The 15,410-nt window shown below is 60.6% G+C and carries 15 protein-coding genes; 10 read left to right on the top strand and 5 right to left on the bottom strand.

What is annotated here, in order from left to right; translation table 11 throughout:
* Positions 1-50: 50 nt before the first annotated feature.
* Positions 51-446 carry a hypothetical protein gene (locus WA367_RS00785; RefSeq protein ID WP_336054970.1) on the bottom strand — a complete coding sequence of 132 codons (396 nt, stop codon included), beginning with the start codon at positions 444-446 and terminating at the stop codon, positions 51-53.
* Between the two features lie 184 nt (positions 447-630).
* Here WA367_RS00785 and WA367_RS00790 point away from each other — a divergent pair, with 184 nt between their 5' ends.
* Both WA367_RS00790 and WA367_RS00795 read left to right on the top strand, forming a co-directional pair.
* The gene (locus WA367_RS00790) at positions 631-1,419 is read left to right on the top strand and encodes a hypothetical protein (RefSeq protein WP_127601156.1); all 789 of its coding nucleotides are present in this window, start codon (positions 631-633) and stop codon (positions 1,417-1,419) included.
* A gap of 187 nt (positions 1,420-1,606) precedes the next feature.
* Entirely contained in the window at positions 1,607-2,185 is a 579-nt protein-coding gene (locus tag WA367_RS00795; RefSeq protein WP_164749969.1) for a poly-gamma-glutamate hydrolase family protein, read from the top strand.
* A 39-nt stretch (positions 2,186-2,224) separates the two neighbouring features.
* Here the strand turns inward: WA367_RS00795 and WA367_RS00800 are convergent, their stop codons facing one another.
* The gene (locus tag WA367_RS00800; RefSeq protein WP_127601152.1) at positions 2,225-3,331 is read right to left on the bottom strand and encodes an RHE_PE00001 family protein; all 1,107 of its coding nucleotides are present in this window, start codon (positions 3,329-3,331) and stop codon (positions 2,225-2,227) included.
* Between the two features lie 282 nt (positions 3,332-3,613).
* On the opposite strand from WA367_RS00800, the gene WA367_RS00805 reads away from it, so the two are divergent.
* Entirely contained in the window at positions 3,614-4,537 is a 924-nt protein-coding gene (locus WA367_RS00805) for a recombinase family protein (protein WP_223006666.1), read from the top strand.
* Between the two features lie 369 nt (positions 4,538-4,906).
* On the opposite strand, the gene repC is transcribed toward WA367_RS00805, so the two are convergent.
* The 3 genes from repC to repA form a co-directional block, all read right to left on the bottom strand.
* Entirely contained in the window at positions 4,907-6,223 is a 1,317-nt protein-coding gene (repC, locus tag WA367_RS00810) for a plasmid replication protein RepC (RefSeq protein ID WP_223006667.1), read from the bottom strand.
* Between the two features lie 190 nt (positions 6,224-6,413).
* Positions 6,414-7,409 carry a plasmid partitioning protein RepB gene (gene repB / locus WA367_RS00815; protein ID WP_223006668.1) on the bottom strand — a complete coding sequence of 332 codons (996 nt, stop codon included), beginning with the start codon at positions 7,407-7,409 and terminating at the stop codon, positions 6,414-6,416.
* A gap of 78 nt (positions 7,410-7,487) precedes the next feature.
* Positions 7,488-8,684 (bottom strand): plasmid partitioning protein RepA, encoded by a 1,197-nt coding sequence (gene repA / locus WA367_RS00820; RefSeq protein ID WP_223006669.1) that lies wholly within the window; start codon positions 8,682-8,684, stop codon positions 7,488-7,490.
* A 515-nt stretch (positions 8,685-9,199) separates the two neighbouring features.
* Here repA and trbB point away from each other — a divergent pair.
* Genes trbB through trbL form a run of 7 tightly spaced genes read left to right on the top strand, consistent with a single transcriptional unit; the run spans position 9,200 to position 15,408 of the window.
* The gene (gene trbB, locus WA367_RS00825) at positions 9,200-10,171 is read left to right on the top strand and encodes a P-type conjugative transfer ATPase TrbB (protein ID WP_223006670.1); all 972 of its coding nucleotides are present in this window, start codon (positions 9,200-9,202) and stop codon (positions 10,169-10,171) included.
* On the top strand, positions 10,161-10,538 hold the full coding sequence (locus WA367_RS00830; RefSeq protein WP_009452544.1) for a TrbC/VirB2 family protein: 378 nt from the start codon (positions 10,161-10,163) through the stop codon (positions 10,536-10,538). The genes trbB and WA367_RS00830 overlap by 11 nt, the downstream gene beginning before the upstream one ends.
* Positions 10,531-10,830, top strand: a complete 300-nt coding sequence (locus WA367_RS00835; RefSeq protein WP_009452543.1) for a conjugal transfer protein TrbD — start codon at positions 10,531-10,533, stop codon at positions 10,828-10,830. The genes WA367_RS00830 and WA367_RS00835 overlap by 8 nt, the downstream gene beginning before the upstream one ends.
* Positions 10,831-10,835: 5 nt before the next feature.
* A complete protein-coding gene (locus tag WA367_RS00840; RefSeq protein ID WP_336054971.1) occupies positions 10,836-13,283 on the top strand; it encodes a conjugal transfer protein TrbE in 2,448 nt (815 codons plus the stop codon).
* Positions 13,255-14,055, top strand: a complete 801-nt coding sequence (gene trbJ, locus WA367_RS00845) for a P-type conjugative transfer protein TrbJ (protein WP_252928225.1) — start codon at positions 13,255-13,257, stop codon at positions 14,053-14,055. The genes WA367_RS00840 and trbJ overlap by 29 nt, the downstream gene beginning before the upstream one ends.
* Positions 14,052-14,261: an entry exclusion protein TrbK gene (gene trbK / locus WA367_RS00850; RefSeq protein WP_252928222.1), complete on the top strand. Its 210-nt coding sequence runs from the start codon at positions 14,052-14,054 to the stop codon at positions 14,259-14,261. Before trbJ ends, trbK begins: the two co-directional genes overlap by 4 nt.
* Positions 14,242-15,408, top strand: coding sequence for a P-type conjugative transfer protein TrbL (gene trbL, locus WA367_RS00855; protein ID WP_336054972.1), 1,167 nt, complete (start codon positions 14,242-14,244; stop codon positions 15,406-15,408). The genes trbK and trbL overlap by 20 nt, the downstream gene beginning before the upstream one ends.
* The last annotated feature ends 2 nt before the right edge of the window (positions 15,409-15,410 follow it).

Raw genomic sequence — 15,410 nt, forward strand, 5'->3', positions numbered from 1 at the left:
TACAACAATCTGGGTCTCGATCTCGCTGCGATTTGCAGACTTGGATGTTTCTACGTCCACGGACTGCGTTTCGAGATCGACCTGCCGAACGAAACCAGCGTGTCGGACTGGCAATTTGTAGCGGGGCCATCCGGATGCATGAACTCCTCATCGTCAGCTCTAACACCGCTGTAGGGACAGACGGTACCGGCGGTACCGGGAGCATATTTCATGCGTTCCGCCTTGGCTGGGTCTGCCGCGAACCCTGCGACGGTATCACCAAGTACGAAGTGGCGGGGATGGGCGTCAGCATTGGGCGAATATCGGTAGACCCGACCGTCAGGTGTCTTGGGAATCGGGATGCTGAGCTGCATTTTCGTGCGCGTTCCACCGCTGCGCATCTTTTCAAGTCGTTTCAGCTTCATCCGCTCGCTCTCATACCAACTGGTCTCTGCAGGGCAGAGCATCCAGGTTCTCCGCGATCAGCCACCGGTGCCGTCGAAATAATAGGCTGGTGGCCGCTTTGTCGCTCCGTCTGACCGTATCACCCGAAGTACCCGAAAGCGTATGAACTATTTTTATTTCCGGTCCCCCTGATTCGGCCGCTCCAGACTATGGTTCGATAATAGATCAAAGACGGAGAAAAGCAGAATGGAAGACGGAAGAAAGGCAGTGGAGAAGATACTGGAAGAGCACGTAAGCTATAATACCGAAAATGGTACCCTTCCCTCCGAGACGACCGTTTGCAGGAGCCTGCTATCGCGATATGCCGAACTGATTGAAGCTTACGACGAGCTCTGGACAAAGGCGAACCAAAGCGAGTTTCAGTTGCGGGTGTTCATTGACGGACTGCTCGGAACAGCCGCATTTTGGAACCCCGCCAAGATGGCTGAGGCTCGACGGATGCGTGCCAAGCTGGAGGATGTGAACCAGAAGATCTCGGGAATGGCTATGGAATTGGCCGAACTGTTTGAACAACGCGCTAAGCTCCATGACCATTCCGGCTTCGTCAGCGAGACGCACTATCACGTGCTGGATGTTCTCAGCGAGGCCGCTAGGAACAATCCCCGCTTCACATCCTCTGTGCGAGAACCACTCGAAGCCCTGCATAGCCAATTCGACTTGAAGTACTGGCCTTCCATGTCGGAATTCGTGTCCGTCTTGGGGACCGACGCCGCAAGGGCAACCGTTCACGCTCATCAGTCGGTGACCGCGGCTGGAACAGCATCCTCTCGCCCGTCTCGCGCTGATTTCTTCAGGGCGCTGCTTCAATTCATCGAAGAAAACCGCGATGGCCGCCATCTACCGACCAAATTCAGCCTTTCTGACGCCACATATGCTTCACTTGCCAACTGTGCGCTGGATCTCGGGCCGGACGATCTTGCGAGCGCTGAATACGTGAAGCGCTTGCGCCAAAGGGATCGGGAGGAGGATCGGTGATGAGAACGACGAAGCGCCTTCGCGAAATAAACTGCCTGTTCGATGACTTTTCTGGTCTGCCAACGATCTGATCCGATCACGAACAAGTATGCGTGGTGTGGACATCGACAAAGTCGGACCTTTGTCGTTCTTAATGGTATTCCTTTTCCGACAGGATCGAAAATCACCCTGTTCGGGAGGAGAAAAGATGTCGCGCGAACACGAATACGAAAACTTCGAAGCGCTCCGCCAGAATGAGCAAGAAGACGTGGACTTTAGCGTGACGGCGCGCACCGTCGCTGAGAGCAAAGTGGCAATCGTCGCGCCGCATGGCGGCGGAATTGAACCTCTCACTGCGGAGCTTGCGGAATCAATCGCAGGAAGCAACCACAATTATTACGCGCTCCGAGGCCTTAAGAAACGGGGGAACAAGGTCCTGCATATCACCTCACATCGCTTCGACGAAGAGCGGGCGCTGACGCTGATCGGGCCTTGCGAGAAGGTAGTTACGGTTCATGGCTTGGCGGGGGACAAGAGATCTCTGCAAATCGGTGGACGCGATGAAGCGTTGCGAAACCGTGTTCATAAGGCCCTGGAAAGCGCGGGCTTTGAGAGCGAAGTCGTCACTGACGGAGCATATGGCGGCATGGAGCCAGGGAACATCTGCAATCGCGGAAGTACCGGCGCTGGTGTGCAACTCGAAATCCATGCTGGGCTTCGTCAGATGATGAAGGAAGATGTTGCCACTTATAACAGGTTTGTCGATGCGGTTCGGTCAGCGTTGTAGAAGCCACCTTCCGAGTTCTACGCGCGGCTTCATCTACGGCTAGAGTACGCCCCACGCACGGTAACGCCCCCTCCCCGTCATCTCTCGAACTCCGAGTTCGCTGACCAGATTCAACGCGCCGCGCGGCGTGATTTTCGCGGCCTTCGCAACCATGTGTGCTGAAACGATCGGGCGCGATAACAGGAGATCAATCGCAACGGGAAGGCTGCTCGTCGTCCGCCTGCCCGCCGCCTTCCGGCAAAGTTGCCGTTTCGCTAGTGTCAACCGGTCGATGTCCTTCATCCCGACCGCAGCGGCCGAGCCCATCGCATCGAGAAACGCGACAAGCCTCGTCGTTCGGTCGCGCGATCGCCGACGCTCCCTCGGAACTTCCCGCAAGCCCACAGCATAGGTCAGCAGGTGGGATCGGACCTTTCCTCGCGATCGCAGGAAATCCGAAACGAGCACCTGCCCGAGCCAGTGCTGGCGCTGCAGGGGTTCGAGATATTCCCATGCATCCCAGAGAACCGCTGCGGCTAGAGTGGCCGGAATTGGCTCGACCTTCTTGACCAGCGCGAGCCACTCGCCGATACGCTCACCCTCATCCCAATCCGGATCGCGAATGAGCAGCTCGCCGACACTGGGCTCGGGCTCCCGCTTCCTTTGCTCGGCGGGCTCGTTGCCATCGACCAGCCATTTCGTGCGGGCTAGGATTTCGTCGATCTCGGCGAACTCAGGCGACAGTGCATCGTGATCGAGTAGGTCGAGCTCCACCCCCTCCCCTCCCCTGTCGGCCGGTTTGGCTTCGGCGGAGGGTTCCTCGGCAACGCCGGCGAGCGCCATAATCCCCGCCCGCGAAACCGCCCAGCCGGGATCGTTCCGGGACACGCGCCGCCGGGCCCGCACGATACGGTGCGCGATAACAAGCTCATGGCTCGGCGCGCGAATGTCCATCTGTGCGTCGTGGAGAACCAGATCCTCGAGATGGACGAGTTCGCCGCCGACCCACATACTGGAGACAGAATCGAAGAAATCAGCCCGCTCTGCAAAGCCTGCGCCGACCTCGGATCGGGCGACGCGCTCATCGAGTCGGGCAAGCGCGTCCTCCGCGGCCGCAATCGGCCCAAGGAGGGTCTCGTGGTTCAATTTTCCGATTTCATAAGCCATTGATAACAAAACGCTTCGATTTTAATACGGAAGCTAACACGCTTTTCACTTCCGTCACACCGGTAATTCAATTGCCTCTCCATATATAATGAGCGCTGCGGTCTCCGGGATTGAACAGAGACCTGGCAATCCGTGCTCAGATCGACGAGAGAGCTTGTTTTTCCGGGGTTTTTGACGCTTTCGGTTGTCAGAAAGGCACTCAAGAGACGTTTACAAACGATCGGTTATCCGTATCTTCTATGTTTGTAAACTCGCCTTCAACACTGCAATCAGGCGCTCCAAATGGCCAAAACACCGCCCAATCCCTCTTCCCGTCGGCCACAGGGCCGGCTTATCGGCTATGCGCGCGTCTCCACGGACGAGCAGGCGACGGAAGCGCAGGAGATGGAGCTGAGGTCGGCCGGATGCGATACTATCATCCAGGAGCATGGGTCTGGCGCCTCGCGGACCCGCCCCGCCCTCGCCCGGCTTGTTCGCGAGATCGGCGCCGGCGACACCCTTGTTGTGGTTCGCCTCGACCGCCTGGCGCGCTCGGTGAGCCACCTGCTCAATGTCATCGAGGAGCTGACGTCCAAAGGCGCCTATTTCCGCTCGTTGAGCGATCCCATCGATACCACGACGCCGCAGGGCATGTTTTCGCTGCAGGTCCTTGGCGCCGTCGCCCAGCTGGAACGGGCTCTCAACTCGGAGCGGACGAAGGCAGGCGTCAAAGCTGCCAAGGCAAAAGGCCGACTACCAGGCAATCCCGGTATTCGCGAACGCAGGCCGGAGGCACTGGCCAGGATGACGGCTGCTCAGAAGGCGGCCTACGGCGCGCGCATCCAGTCCACTGCCAATCAATGGCTTCCGATCGTTCGGCGCATGCGCCCGGACCACACCTGGGACGATATCTCGCGCGTGCTGAAGCAACGCGGCTTCGATTGGACCCCGGAGCGCCTGCGGCGTGCGGTAAGATGGATGGTCAGCGAAGGCATGGCCGACAAGTCGCTCCTGAGGAAGTCACCGCCTCGACCGCCCGAGGATCGCCTGATGACGCTTGTGGCGGGCATCCATTCCTCCAATCCGGAGCTCACCTTGCGAGAAATCGCAAACCAGCTCGAGCGCCTTCATGAGCGCACGCCGCGGGGTGGTACGAGATGGGCGCCCTCCTCCGTCAAGAATCTTCTCGACCGGGCAAAGCGCAGCGGCCTGCTCGAGGCAGCCTGAGCACGGAAGCCGGAATGACGTTGGGGCGCGAACGCGGTACAGATCGCGGGTGCCCACCGTCGCCAGCATACGCCAACAAACCCGGAGAGCGCTGCAATGGAAACGATGACTGTCAACAGCCGGGACGACTTCGCGCAATGGGCGATCGCGCGGGCCTGATCGATCCTAGAGGACCAAGGTTCGGAACTCGCTACAGCGGTCCGGAACGAAGGCGAACGACGGATCGGTGAAACCGCAAACGCTCTTGGCCAAGCGATCGTCGACGCACTGCTCGAGGCATTCGACGAGCTTGTCGACGGCGACTGAGCACAATGTTTCCGCCAAAAGGTGGCCGGGGGAAACGAGGCAGTTCGGCTCATCGAGGTACCCTCACCGTCTCGGGCGTTCCAGCGATCGCAGCAGCGCGTCCGAGACTTCCAAACGCTCGCCCGCCTTGTTCCCGTCGCTTTGCGGCTCTGGAGCCTTCGCGGCGGAAGACCTGCTGGCGTCCAGCTTGGCGCGCAAAAGCGCCATAACCATCGGCCATGTGGAGAATTTGCCCTCCCTTGCCTTGTCCGTCAGGCTGCGCAGATAACCGCCGGCGCTGTTGATCTGGTCGGAGCGCTGCAGGATCGCCGCGAGCGTAATCGCAGCCTGCACCTCCCCCATTGCCTCGCCCGCTTCTCGCCAGGCGCTGGGGCTGACCCCAAGCAGTGGCCGGGCCACCTCCGCGGCCGCCAGAAAGTCCCGCCAGTGGCGAATCTCACCCCCTGGCACCAAATCTTTCACGTCCGGGCAGGCATCAAGCACGATCCCCAAGGGCAATTCCCGCTTCGGCAAGCTCCGCAGGTTGTCGTTCTCCGCGGCGCTGCCGCCCGCTTCATCTTCTTTTCGAGAGCCTTCTTCAGATTCAGATATGGAGTCTGGGTTTGAATTCTGTATGTGGCGGCCAGAATGGGACTCATTGGCGTCCGGATTCTGTGTTTTTGCAAATGATTCCAACACCTCGAGGATCTCCGTGTAGAGACCGTGGAGATCGCAGCAGATGTCCTCGATGAGTTGCCTAGGGGCAGATCGCGGCAGGCGGCCGACAATAGCCTGGTAGGTCTGCTGTACCCTGCCCCAATTGCCCGGAACGTTCTCCTCGATGCCGGTCTCGATGAGCTTGACGATGTCGCGGCGCAGTAGCGTCAGGCGTTCCTTGGCAAGCCGAAATGCATTCTTTTCGGCTCGAACCGCGTCCGCCAGTTCCTCGAATTCCTCTGCACGGGCGACGATCGGGGCCAGATCGAACCCGTAGGCCTGTTCGACCTGCCCGCCCCTGCCCTTGCGGGCGAAGCGTTTGCCGTTCGGACTATCGCGACGAATGATCAGTCCGCAGTCGACCAGGACAGCCAGGTGCCGCCGCAGCGTTGTCGCCGGCATGCCGTTTGCACGAGCCATGAGTTGCTCGTTCGACGGCCAGACAATCAGTTCACCGTCGCCCGAGAGCTCCGTTTCTGGATGGAACGAGAGCAGGGCATTGAGAATGGCCAGCGAGCGGTCCGTGGCGCCGATCAGGTCGCGCGCTTCCCGGATCGTGTGGAACACCTTCCATTTCTGGACCTGCGCACCTTCCGGCACGGTCTTTGCCGCAGCCTGGCTTGCCATCATGCCAAGCGACATCGTTCGCCGCCCAAAGGGCGTCGTTGGGGTATGCGTCTGCATTTTTCTTCACCTATCGCTAGGCAATAGAAAACTGCTCGCCGAATCGGCGCTCACGACTCAGAAGAGCCTTGACTGTGATTCTCGGAAGTGCGATTCTCTAGTCACCACAACAAGAGAGGGCTTCCGGAAGCGATTTCGGTGGCCTTTTTCTTTGCCAAATTTCCTTCTGGCCGGAGTTCCGGCCGTTGATTCAGTCGCTGCCCTCCTCTCCGTTTTCCTGAAATTCCTGATAGAGGCGCTCTAGTCTCCTCGAGAGATAGGCGCCAAACTGCGAGGCGTCCTTGGCTTTCAAAGCTAAGGTGAAAGCCTTTCCGTTGTCCTTGGTTGAAACCTTCACGGCGTCGTTGGATAGGCTCCAGGCCCTTTCCGTGGGTGGTTGTTTCTTAGGCTTCCTTGCGCCCGAGACCTTGAGCTTTTCAAGCAAGAAGCCAAACCGATCGGCCTCCTCAAGGGCGGTGAACGCGTCCGATTGAACCAGTTCCAGAGCCTGGGCAGATTTCGCGGGCACCTGTACGATCTTCTTGAGTTCTTCCCAGCGATCACGTCCGATACCCTTGGCGGCGCCAAGAGCTTCGAGAACAGGAGCAGGGACCGTTTCGGCTACCGAGAGCATTCTGGACAGCAAGGTATCATCTATGGTGAGAGCGCTCTTAATTGTGCCTTTGTCGATCCCGGACTCTTGGAGCCGTCTTGCGTAGAGCGATTTTTCAATAAAACTGAGGTCGTCTCTGGCAGAGTTCTCCTGGCCCTGCGCAATCACGTGGGCAATCTCTTCGAGAGGCTTGATTACCGCCTTGACCTTCTGGCCAAGTTTTTTGGCGACGCGCACCCTGCGATGTCCAAACACAATGATATGACGGTTGCTTTCTTTGGGATGCGGCCGAACCAGCACGGGCTGATGTTGGCCCGCTTCCTTGATGGCTTCGAGGAGTTCCTGATCCTTGCCTGGATCCTCACCAATTCGGTCCTGATAAGGGGAGGGATCCAGTGTTTCAGGGTCCAGTGAAACGACCACGTCACCTTCTAGGACCCGCATCGAATTCTCTGCTAGGTCATCCAGCGACTGCATCATTGAACGCGATGCACCACGACGCGCGTATTCGACGCGCGACTCCCCCTTCTCGGCGGTTTCCGCTGACTTTGCTGGCTGCACGCCAATATTCGCGAGAAGATGCTTCCTAGCCATTCGTCATACCCGAAATCAAAGATATCTTGTTGAACTGCCTCTGTTTTTTGGCGATTTGCACGGCTGTCAAATTCCCGGTCATTTTCGACCCCAAGCCTTGTGAACAAGAGCGGTTATTTCGCTATTCACAGCGTTCAGCGACTCGACCGCCCGGTCATAGGTCGCCCGCACAAACTGAGTGCGCTCGACTTCGTAGACTGTCTGCTTCGTGATACCGGCATCGGAGATGGCTGTAGACTTCACCATTTGATTGTTCAGCATTCTCTTGCTGAACATAGCCTGCATGAAGCCAACCATTTGCGACTGGGGCCCATCCGTCGCCTCGTATCTCGTCGCAAGAAATCGGAACCAGTCGAGATTGACCTTGGCTCCGGCACCTTTGATGGATTGCAGGATACCGCCAAGCATCAGCAGGAATTGACTCATGCTCATGATGTCGAGCATCTGGGGATGCACGGTGATGAGCACTGCAGTGGAGGCGGTTAAGGCGGTCAGCGTCAAATAGCCGAGCTGCGGGGGGCAATCGATCACGACCACATCATACTGGTCGTCGACCTCCTTCAGGGCTTTCGAGATGCGCGTAAAGAACAGGCGGCCCTCATGCGAGTTGGCGGCTGCCAACGGCGTTTCGTACTCGTACTCCTGGAGTTCCAAATTCGCGGGAACGATATCCAATCCCGGGAAGTTTGTGGGCTGGATTATGTCCTTGATCGAGCGCTGCTGATCGTCATAGCGCAGTGCTTCGAACAAGGAAGGATTTTTGTCGAGCTCAGGCTGAATACCGTGAAGTGCCGTCAGCGACGCTTGTGGATCAAGGTCAATGGCGAGGACCCTGTGTCCCGTAAGCGCAAGATACTGAGCGAGATGGGCAGTGGTTGTTGTCTTGCCCGAACCACCCTTGAAGTTGACAACAGAGATCACCTGCAGGTGCTCGCCCTCGCGACGGCACGGCACATAGTTTTTCACGTCGCTTCGGCCGTGTTTGTCAAGATACTGGCGAAGCTCCAGCATTTGCTCTGCCGTGTAAGAGCGTCTGCCCGAGGATGACACCGTCGGAACAGGACCCTTTCCGTCGAGGTGAAGCTTCTTGATGTGGTTTTGTGTTACACCGATAAAATCAGCCACTTCGGCAAGCGAGAACAATCGCAGTCCCTTTTGCGCGTCAGGCGGATACTGCTCCAGACGCAGCATGTTCAACCGGTCAGAGATCAACTCACCCTGCTGGATGATCTCTTCGTCGAAATCCAACTCTTGTTGCTCTATGACCGGCACCACCGAGCTCTCTCCTTGAAATAACGCTTTTTCCAAAACAACGCACGGGAAAGCGTTATTACTATGGGCGATTCTGGTTCGGGTGCAAGCGGTTTTTGGTTAATGAAACCCTAATACGAGTCGCGCCGAGAGAGCGTCACATTTCGGCTCTGAGCCATTTCTTGTCGTTTTTTCTGTCACTTACGCCGCACCCTCCGCGCATTTGGCCCAAGATTTTATACTGGCAGTTTTGACGGGGGAGACAGCGATGGCACCGGCTGAGCCTCGTCACTGATCCGAAATTGGCGGAACTCTGCCGATTCTGAACCCGACTCAGCAAAAGTGAGTCGCATCAACGCCCCTGCCAAGAAGGTATCCAGGGCAAATCAGGGAACCACCCCGGCACTTCTGCCGGGGTGATCAATTCTGGTCCTTCGGGCAAGAACTGCATCTCGCACAGGAGTAGTGGCGGTGGATGCAATGTCGGCAATGAATGGCCGTAGCGAAAGTGACCTGACAATCTCGGGAAGGAGCGAGCCATGAGTTCGACTCCTTCCCATTCGCGGCTCGTGCGCAAACTGACGGACGCACTCGGAGAGGCAATCTGCCAGGCGCTCGACGATCCGCTGGTCGTCGAGATCATGCTCAATCCGGACGGCCGGCTGTTCGTTGAACGGCTGGGGCAGGGGATCGAGTCCATTGGTGAGCTCGCGCCCGGCGCCGCCGAAATCATTATCGGCAGCGTGGCCCATGCGTTGCAGACCGAAGTGGATGCGAGCCAGCCGATCATCTCGGGCGAACTCCCCATCGGAGGGCACCGCTTCGAGGGACTGCTGCCACCGATCGTCGCTGCGCCCACATTCACCATTCGAAGGCGGGCATCCCGGCTCATCCCGCTGGAGGAATATGTGGGCGCCGGGATCATGACCCACCGTCAAGCTACGGTGCTACGAAGCGCCGTTGCCTCGCGCATGAACATCGTGATCAGCGGCGGCACTGGGTCGGGCAAGACGACTTTGGCCAACGCCGTGATTGCGGAGATCGTCTCCCTGTCGCCCGATGACCGTCTGGTCATCCTGGAGGACACCGCGGAGATCCAGTGTGCCGCCGAGAACGCGGTTGCCCTTCATACCAGCGACACAGTGGACATGGCCCGGCTGTTGAAGAGCACGATGCGACTGAGGCCGGATCGGATCATCGTCGGCGAAGTCCGCGACGGTGCCGCGCTCACCCTGCTCAAGGCATGGAATACCGGCCATCCGGGTGGCGTGACGACCATTCACGCCGACAGCGCCGTCTCCGCGCTTCGCCGCCTCGAGCAATTGACCGCGGAGGTCAGCCAGCAGCCGATGCGCGAGGTCATCGGCGAAGCCGTCGACCTTGTCGTCTCGATCGAACGTGCCGGCCACGGGCGGCGGGTGCGTGATGTCATGCGTGTCACGGCCTTCGACGGCGCGCGCTACGCAACCGATCACCATCCCCAGATCGACGAGGAAAGTCATGCCGCATAACACCCGCGCTCTGGCCGCCGTCCCGGTCGCGGCAACGCTCTTGCTTGTCGCGCTTGCCACGCCAGCGCTCGCCTCAAGTGGCGGCGGTCTGCCCTGGGAAGGGCCGCTTCAACAGATACAGCAGTCCATCACCGGTCCGGTTGCGGGCTTCATCGCGCTGGCCGCCGTTGCGGTCGCAGGCGGCATGCTCATCTTTGGCGGAGAGCTCAACGATTTCGCGCGCCGGCTGATGTATGTCGTGTTGGTCGCCGGCATCCTCCTCGGCGCCACGCAGATCGTTGGCCTATTCGGCGCGAGCGGCGCCTCGATCGGCTATCCGGCCGACGAGGCGCCGCCGGCCGGGGCAGGGGAGGGGAGCGATGGCTGAGCCAGGCGTTGCTCTCACACGATCCCGCATCCATCGGGCGCTTTCGCGCCCGAACCATTTGATGGGGGCCGATCGGGAGCTGGTGTTGCTGACCGGTCTTGCCGCGGTGATCCTGATCTTCGTGGTCCTGACGTGGTTTTCCGTGCTGCTCGGGATCGCTATCTGGACCGCCGTGTTGGCTGCGCTTCGCATGATGGCCAAAGCCGATCCGATGATGCGGCAGGTCTATCTGCGCCATATTCGCTACCGCGCGGGCTACCGTCCGACCGCCTCACCATGGCGGAGGCCCTGACTGGAATGGTCGCGCTTCGTCAGTTCCGCAACACCCGGCCGTCCTTCTCCGACCTTCTGCCCTATGCGGGCCTGGTCGACGACGGCGTGATCCTGCTCAAGGATGGGTCGGTGATGGCCGGCTGGTATTTTGCCGGCCCGGACTCGGAAAGCTCGACCAATCTCGAGCGCAATGAGGTGTCGAGGCAGATCAACACGATTCTGTCCCGGTTCGGCTCGGGCTGGATGATCCAGGTCGAGGCGGTGCGCATCCCCACCGTCGCCTATCCCGCACGCGAGGACTGTCATTTCCCTGAGCCTGTGACACGCGCGATCGACAACGAACGCCGGGCGCATTTCGAGGCCGAAAGCGGGCATTACGAGAGCCAGCACGCGATCATTCTCACTTACCGGCCGCCCGAACGACGGCGGTCGGGCCTCGCACGCTATGTCTATTCTGACAGTGACAGCCGCTCGGAGACCTACGCCGATGTGGTCCTGGAGACCTTCCGCACGTCTATCCGCGAGTTCGAGCAGTATCTGGCCAATGTGCTTTCGATCCGGCGCATGGTGACGCGCACGGTCGCCGACCCTGAGACCGGCCGCGAGATCCAGTACGATGAACTCTTCCAGTTCATCCGGTTCTGCATCGTGGGAGAGAGCCATCCGGTTCGACTGCCGGCGATCCCGATGTATCTCGACTGGCTGGCCACGGCCGAGTTCCACCATGGCCTCTCGCCGGTGGTCGACGGGCGGTATCTGGCCGTCGTCGCGATCGACGGGCTTCCGGCCGAGAGCTGGCCGGGCATTCTCAATTCGCTCGACCTGATGCCGCTCACTTACCGGTGGTCGAGCCGCTTCATTTTCCTCGACGACCAGGAAGCGCGTGCAAAGCTCGAACGCACCCGCAAGAAATGGCAGCAGAAGGTGCGGCCGTTCTTCGACCAGCTTTTCCAGACCCAGAGCCGCGCGGTCGACCAGGACGCCATGACGATGGTCGCCGAGGCCGAGGACGCCATTGCCGAGGCCTCTTCCCAGCTCGTCGCCTTTGGCTATTACACACCGGTGATCGTCCTCTTCGATACCGACGACGCGCGGTTGCGCGACCAGGCCGAGGCGGTGCGCCGGCTTGTCCAGGCCGAAGGGTTCGGCGCGCGCATCGAGACACTCAATGCGACCGAAGCCTATCTCGGCAGCCTGCCGGGCATCACCTATGCCAATGTCCGCGAACCGCTCGTCAACACGCGCAATCTGGCGGACCTCATTCCTCTCAACTCGGTCTGGTCAGGCAGCACGACCGCGCCGTGCCCGTTCTATCCGACCGGATCCCCACCCTTGATGCAGGTCGCTTCGGGCTCGACGCCCTTCCGGCTGAACCTTCATGTCGACGATGTAGGGCATACGCTCGTGTTCGGTCCGACCGGTTCGGGCAAGTCGACATTGCTCGCGCTGATTGCGGCCCAGTTTCGCCGCTACGAGAACGCGCAGATCTTCGCCTTCGACAAGGGCCGGTCCCTGCGCCCGCTCACGATCGCCGCGGAGGGCGATCATTATGAGGTCGGGGCAGGGGAGGGGACTTCCCTGTCGTTCTGCCCGCTGGCCGAGTTGTCGACCGAGGGAGATCGGGCCTGGGCAAGCGAATGGATCGAGACGCTGATCGCTATGCAAGGTGTTGCGATCACACCAGATCATCGCAACGCGATCTCGCGGCAGGTCGGCCTCATGGCGTCGGCGCGCGGCCGCTCGCTCTCGGATTTCGTGAGCGGGGTGCAGATGCGCGAAATCAAGGACGCGCTCCACCATTACACGGTCGACGGGCCGATGGGGCAACTTCTCGACGCCGAGGAAGACGGGCTGGCGCTCGGCGCGTTCCAGACCTTTGAAATCGAGGAGCTGATGAACATGGGCGAGCGCAATCTCGTGCCCGTGCTCCTCTATCTCTTCCGCAGGATCGAAAAACGCCTGACGGGCGCGCCCAGTCTCATTGTTCTCGACGAGGCCTGGCTAATGCTCGGCCATCCCACCTTCAGGGACAAGATCAGGGAGTGGCTCAAGGTGCTGCGCAAGGCGAACTGCGCGGTGCTTCTGGCGACACAGTCGATATCCGACGCCGAACGGTCGGGCATCATCGACGTGCTCAAGGAAAGCTGTCCGACCAAGATCTGCCTGCCGAACGGCGCCGCGCGAGAGCCGGGCACGCGCGAATTCTATGAGCGCATCGGCTTCAACGAGCGACAGATCGAGATCGTCGCGACGGCAACGCCGAAGCGCGAATACTACGTCGCAAGCCCCGAGGGCAGGCGGCTATTCGACATGGCGCTTGGCCCGGTCGCGCTCGCCTTCGCTGGCGCCTCGGGCAAGGAAGACCTCAAACGCATCGATCAGCTGCACAAGGATCATGGTCCGGACTGGCCGGCTGCTTGGCTTTTGGAAAGGGGTATAGGCAATGCCGAAGCCATTCTCACACGCGATTAGGATCACCGCCGCCTCGGTGGTGAGCGCCTGCCTGGCTTTCACGGGCCCGGCGCATGCCGGCGCGGTCACGGGGAACGCAACCGAATGGACGCAGCTGCTCAACAACGCCGAGCTGGTGGGGCTCACAGGCCAGTCGGCCGAGCAGATCCAGAACCAGATGACGCAGATCACGCAACTTTCCGAGCAAATCCAGAACCAGATCCGCATCTACGAGAACATGCTGCAGAACACGTTGCAGCTGCCCGATCACATCTGGGGGCAGGTCGAAAGCGACCTCATGCAACTCCAGAGCCTCGTCAACCAGGGCGAGGGCATCGCCTTTGCGATGGGCAATATCGACGACGTTCTCAAGCAACGCTTCGAGAGCTTCGCCGAGTTCGAGACGGGGCTCGCGAACGGCGAGGATTTTTCCTCGAGCTATCAGTCATGGTCGGACACCAACCGCGAGACGATTTCGGCGACGCTGCGGGCGGCCGGGCTGACGGCCGATCAGTTCGCCAGTGAAGAGGCGACGATGAGCCAACTTCGCTCGATGTCGCAGAGCTCCGTCGGACAGATGCAGGCGCTTCAGGTCGGCCATCAGATTGCCGCGCAACAGGTGGCGCAGACGCAGAAACTGCGCGGCCTCGTCTCCCAGCAGATCACGATGATGGCGACCTGGCATCAATCCGAGCAGGCCGCAAAGGATCTCGCGCAGACACGTCGAGAGGACTTCTTCAACTCGAACGCGCCGTCGACATCGGGCGGCCAGGTCATGGAGCCGCGCTGGTGACGAGAACACTTATCATCGTGGCGGCGGCCACTGTCATTGTCGGAATCGCTGTTGCGATCTGGGTCGTCCCGAACCTTGGCGGGGAACCGGACCGGGCACGCAGAGTCCTCGACAGACCGACTGAGTATGACACCACCGGCGGGCAGGAGATGCGGCCGCGCTGGGGCAACGGAGAGGGGCAGGGCGATGAGGCCCCCGAGAACTAAACTCGCCCTTGCCGTATTCCTCGGGGCCCTGCTTCTTCTCCAGCCCGCCCTTGCACAGGATGGCTCGCTCCTCACGACGCTGGAAAACGAGGTCGCGGACGCCGCGCAGGGTTGGGAGACGACCGTCATGCAGGCGGCCCGCTCGCTGTTCTGGATCCTTGCCGGCATCGAGGTTGGCATCGCTGCGGTCTGGCTGGCCCTCGGTGCGGCATCGCTCGACACGTGGTTCGCCGAGCTGGTGCGGCGCATCATGTTCATCGGCCTGTTCGTCTTCATCCTTGAGCAGGGACCGGACTTCGCACGGGCAATGGTCGACAGCCTGTTCCAGATCGGCGCAGGGGGCGGATCGGCCTCACCGGCGAACGTCTTCAATGCCGGCCTGCAGGTCGCCAGCCAGATGTCGGAGAAAGCGCAGTTCGGGCTGTTCGAGGACAACGCGCTGGCGATCGCGGCGGTGTTCGCCATGGTGATCGTCGTCATTGCCTTCAGCCTGGTGGCCGCGATCTTCGTGGCCGTGATGGCCGAGATGTATGTCGGGCTGCTCGCCGGGATGATCATGCTGGGTCTCGGCGGCTCGAGCTTCACCAAGGACTTCGCCGTCCGGTATCTCGTCTATGCGTTCTCGGTCGGCATGAAGCTGATGGCGCTGGTGATGATCGCGCGCATCGGTTCTGAAGTCCTCATCAATCTCGCCAACTCCCCCTCGGGCGCCGACGAGTTTCTCTCCACGCTGGCGATCGGCGGCATTTCCGTCGTGGTGTTCGTCATCGCCATGTACGTACCCAACATCGTCCAGGGTGTCGTGCAGGGGGTATCGGTGACCGGCGGCATGGAGACGATCCGCCACGGCGGCCAGGCCGCAACCATGGCCGCCGGCAGCGCCGCGCTGGCCTGGGGCGGCGCGAGGGCAGGGGCCTCGGCCTATTCCGATGCACGGGCCGCTGGCAGCTCGTTCGGAGCCGCGGCGCTCAAAGGCATGACCAGCGGCGCGACGGCAGCCGGCTCCGCGCTCGCCTCGGCCGGGCGGGACAAGGCGATCGGCGTTCCCGGGTCCTGGGGGGCATCGACGCTCGGCCTTGCCAATTCCAAGCTCGATCAGAGCCAGGGCCGCCCCACCACCAGAAAATCAGCAGACGACAAGGCGTGACC

Source organism: Nitratireductor sp. CH_MIT9313-5, from assembly GCF_037029545.1.
In the GTDB taxonomy this organism is placed as follows: Bacteria; Pseudomonadota; Alphaproteobacteria; order Rhizobiales; family Rhizobiaceae; genus Chelativorans.

Bases quoted from the DNA above. Each gene is read 5' to 3' on its own strand.
- WA367_RS00785 (WP_336054970.1), bottom strand. From the start codon at position 446: ATGCTCTGCCCTGCAGAGACCAGTTGGTATGAGAGCGAGCGGATGAAG.
- WA367_RS00790 (WP_127601156.1), top strand. From the start codon at position 631: ATGGAAGACGGAAGAAAGGCAGTGGAGAAGATACTGGAAGAGCACGTA.
- repB (WP_223006668.1), bottom strand. From the start codon at position 7,409: ATGGCTAGGAAGCATCTTCTCGCGAATATTGGCGTGCAGCCAGCAAAG.
- repC (WP_223006667.1), bottom strand. From the start codon at position 6,223: ATGCAGACGCATACCCCAACGACGCCCTTTGGGCGGCGAACGATGTCG.
- WA367_RS00835 (WP_009452543.1), top strand. From the start codon at position 10,531: ATGGCTGAGCCAGGCGTTGCTCTCACACGATCCCGCATCCATCGGGCG.
- trbB (WP_223006670.1), top strand. From the start codon at position 9,200: ATGAGTTCGACTCCTTCCCATTCGCGGCTCGTGCGCAAACTGACGGAC.
- WA367_RS00805 (WP_223006666.1), top strand. From the start codon at position 3,614: ATGGCCAAAACACCGCCCAATCCCTCTTCCCGTCGGCCACAGGGCCGG.
- trbJ (WP_252928225.1), top strand. From the start codon at position 13,255: ATGCCGAAGCCATTCTCACACGCGATTAGGATCACCGCCGCCTCGGTG.
- WA367_RS00800 (WP_127601152.1), bottom strand. From the start codon at position 3,331: ATGGCTTATGAAATCGGAAAATTGAACCACGAGACCCTCCTTGGGCCG.
- trbL (WP_336054972.1), top strand. From the start codon at position 14,242: ATGAGGCCCCCGAGAACTAAACTCGCCCTTGCCGTATTCCTCGGGGCC.
- WA367_RS00840 (WP_336054971.1), top strand. From the start codon at position 10,836: ATGGTCGCGCTTCGTCAGTTCCGCAACACCCGGCCGTCCTTCTCCGAC.
- WA367_RS00795 (WP_164749969.1), top strand. From the start codon at position 1,607: ATGTCGCGCGAACACGAATACGAAAACTTCGAAGCGCTCCGCCAGAAT.
- WA367_RS00830 (WP_009452544.1), top strand. From the start codon at position 10,161: ATGCCGCATAACACCCGCGCTCTGGCCGCCGTCCCGGTCGCGGCAACG.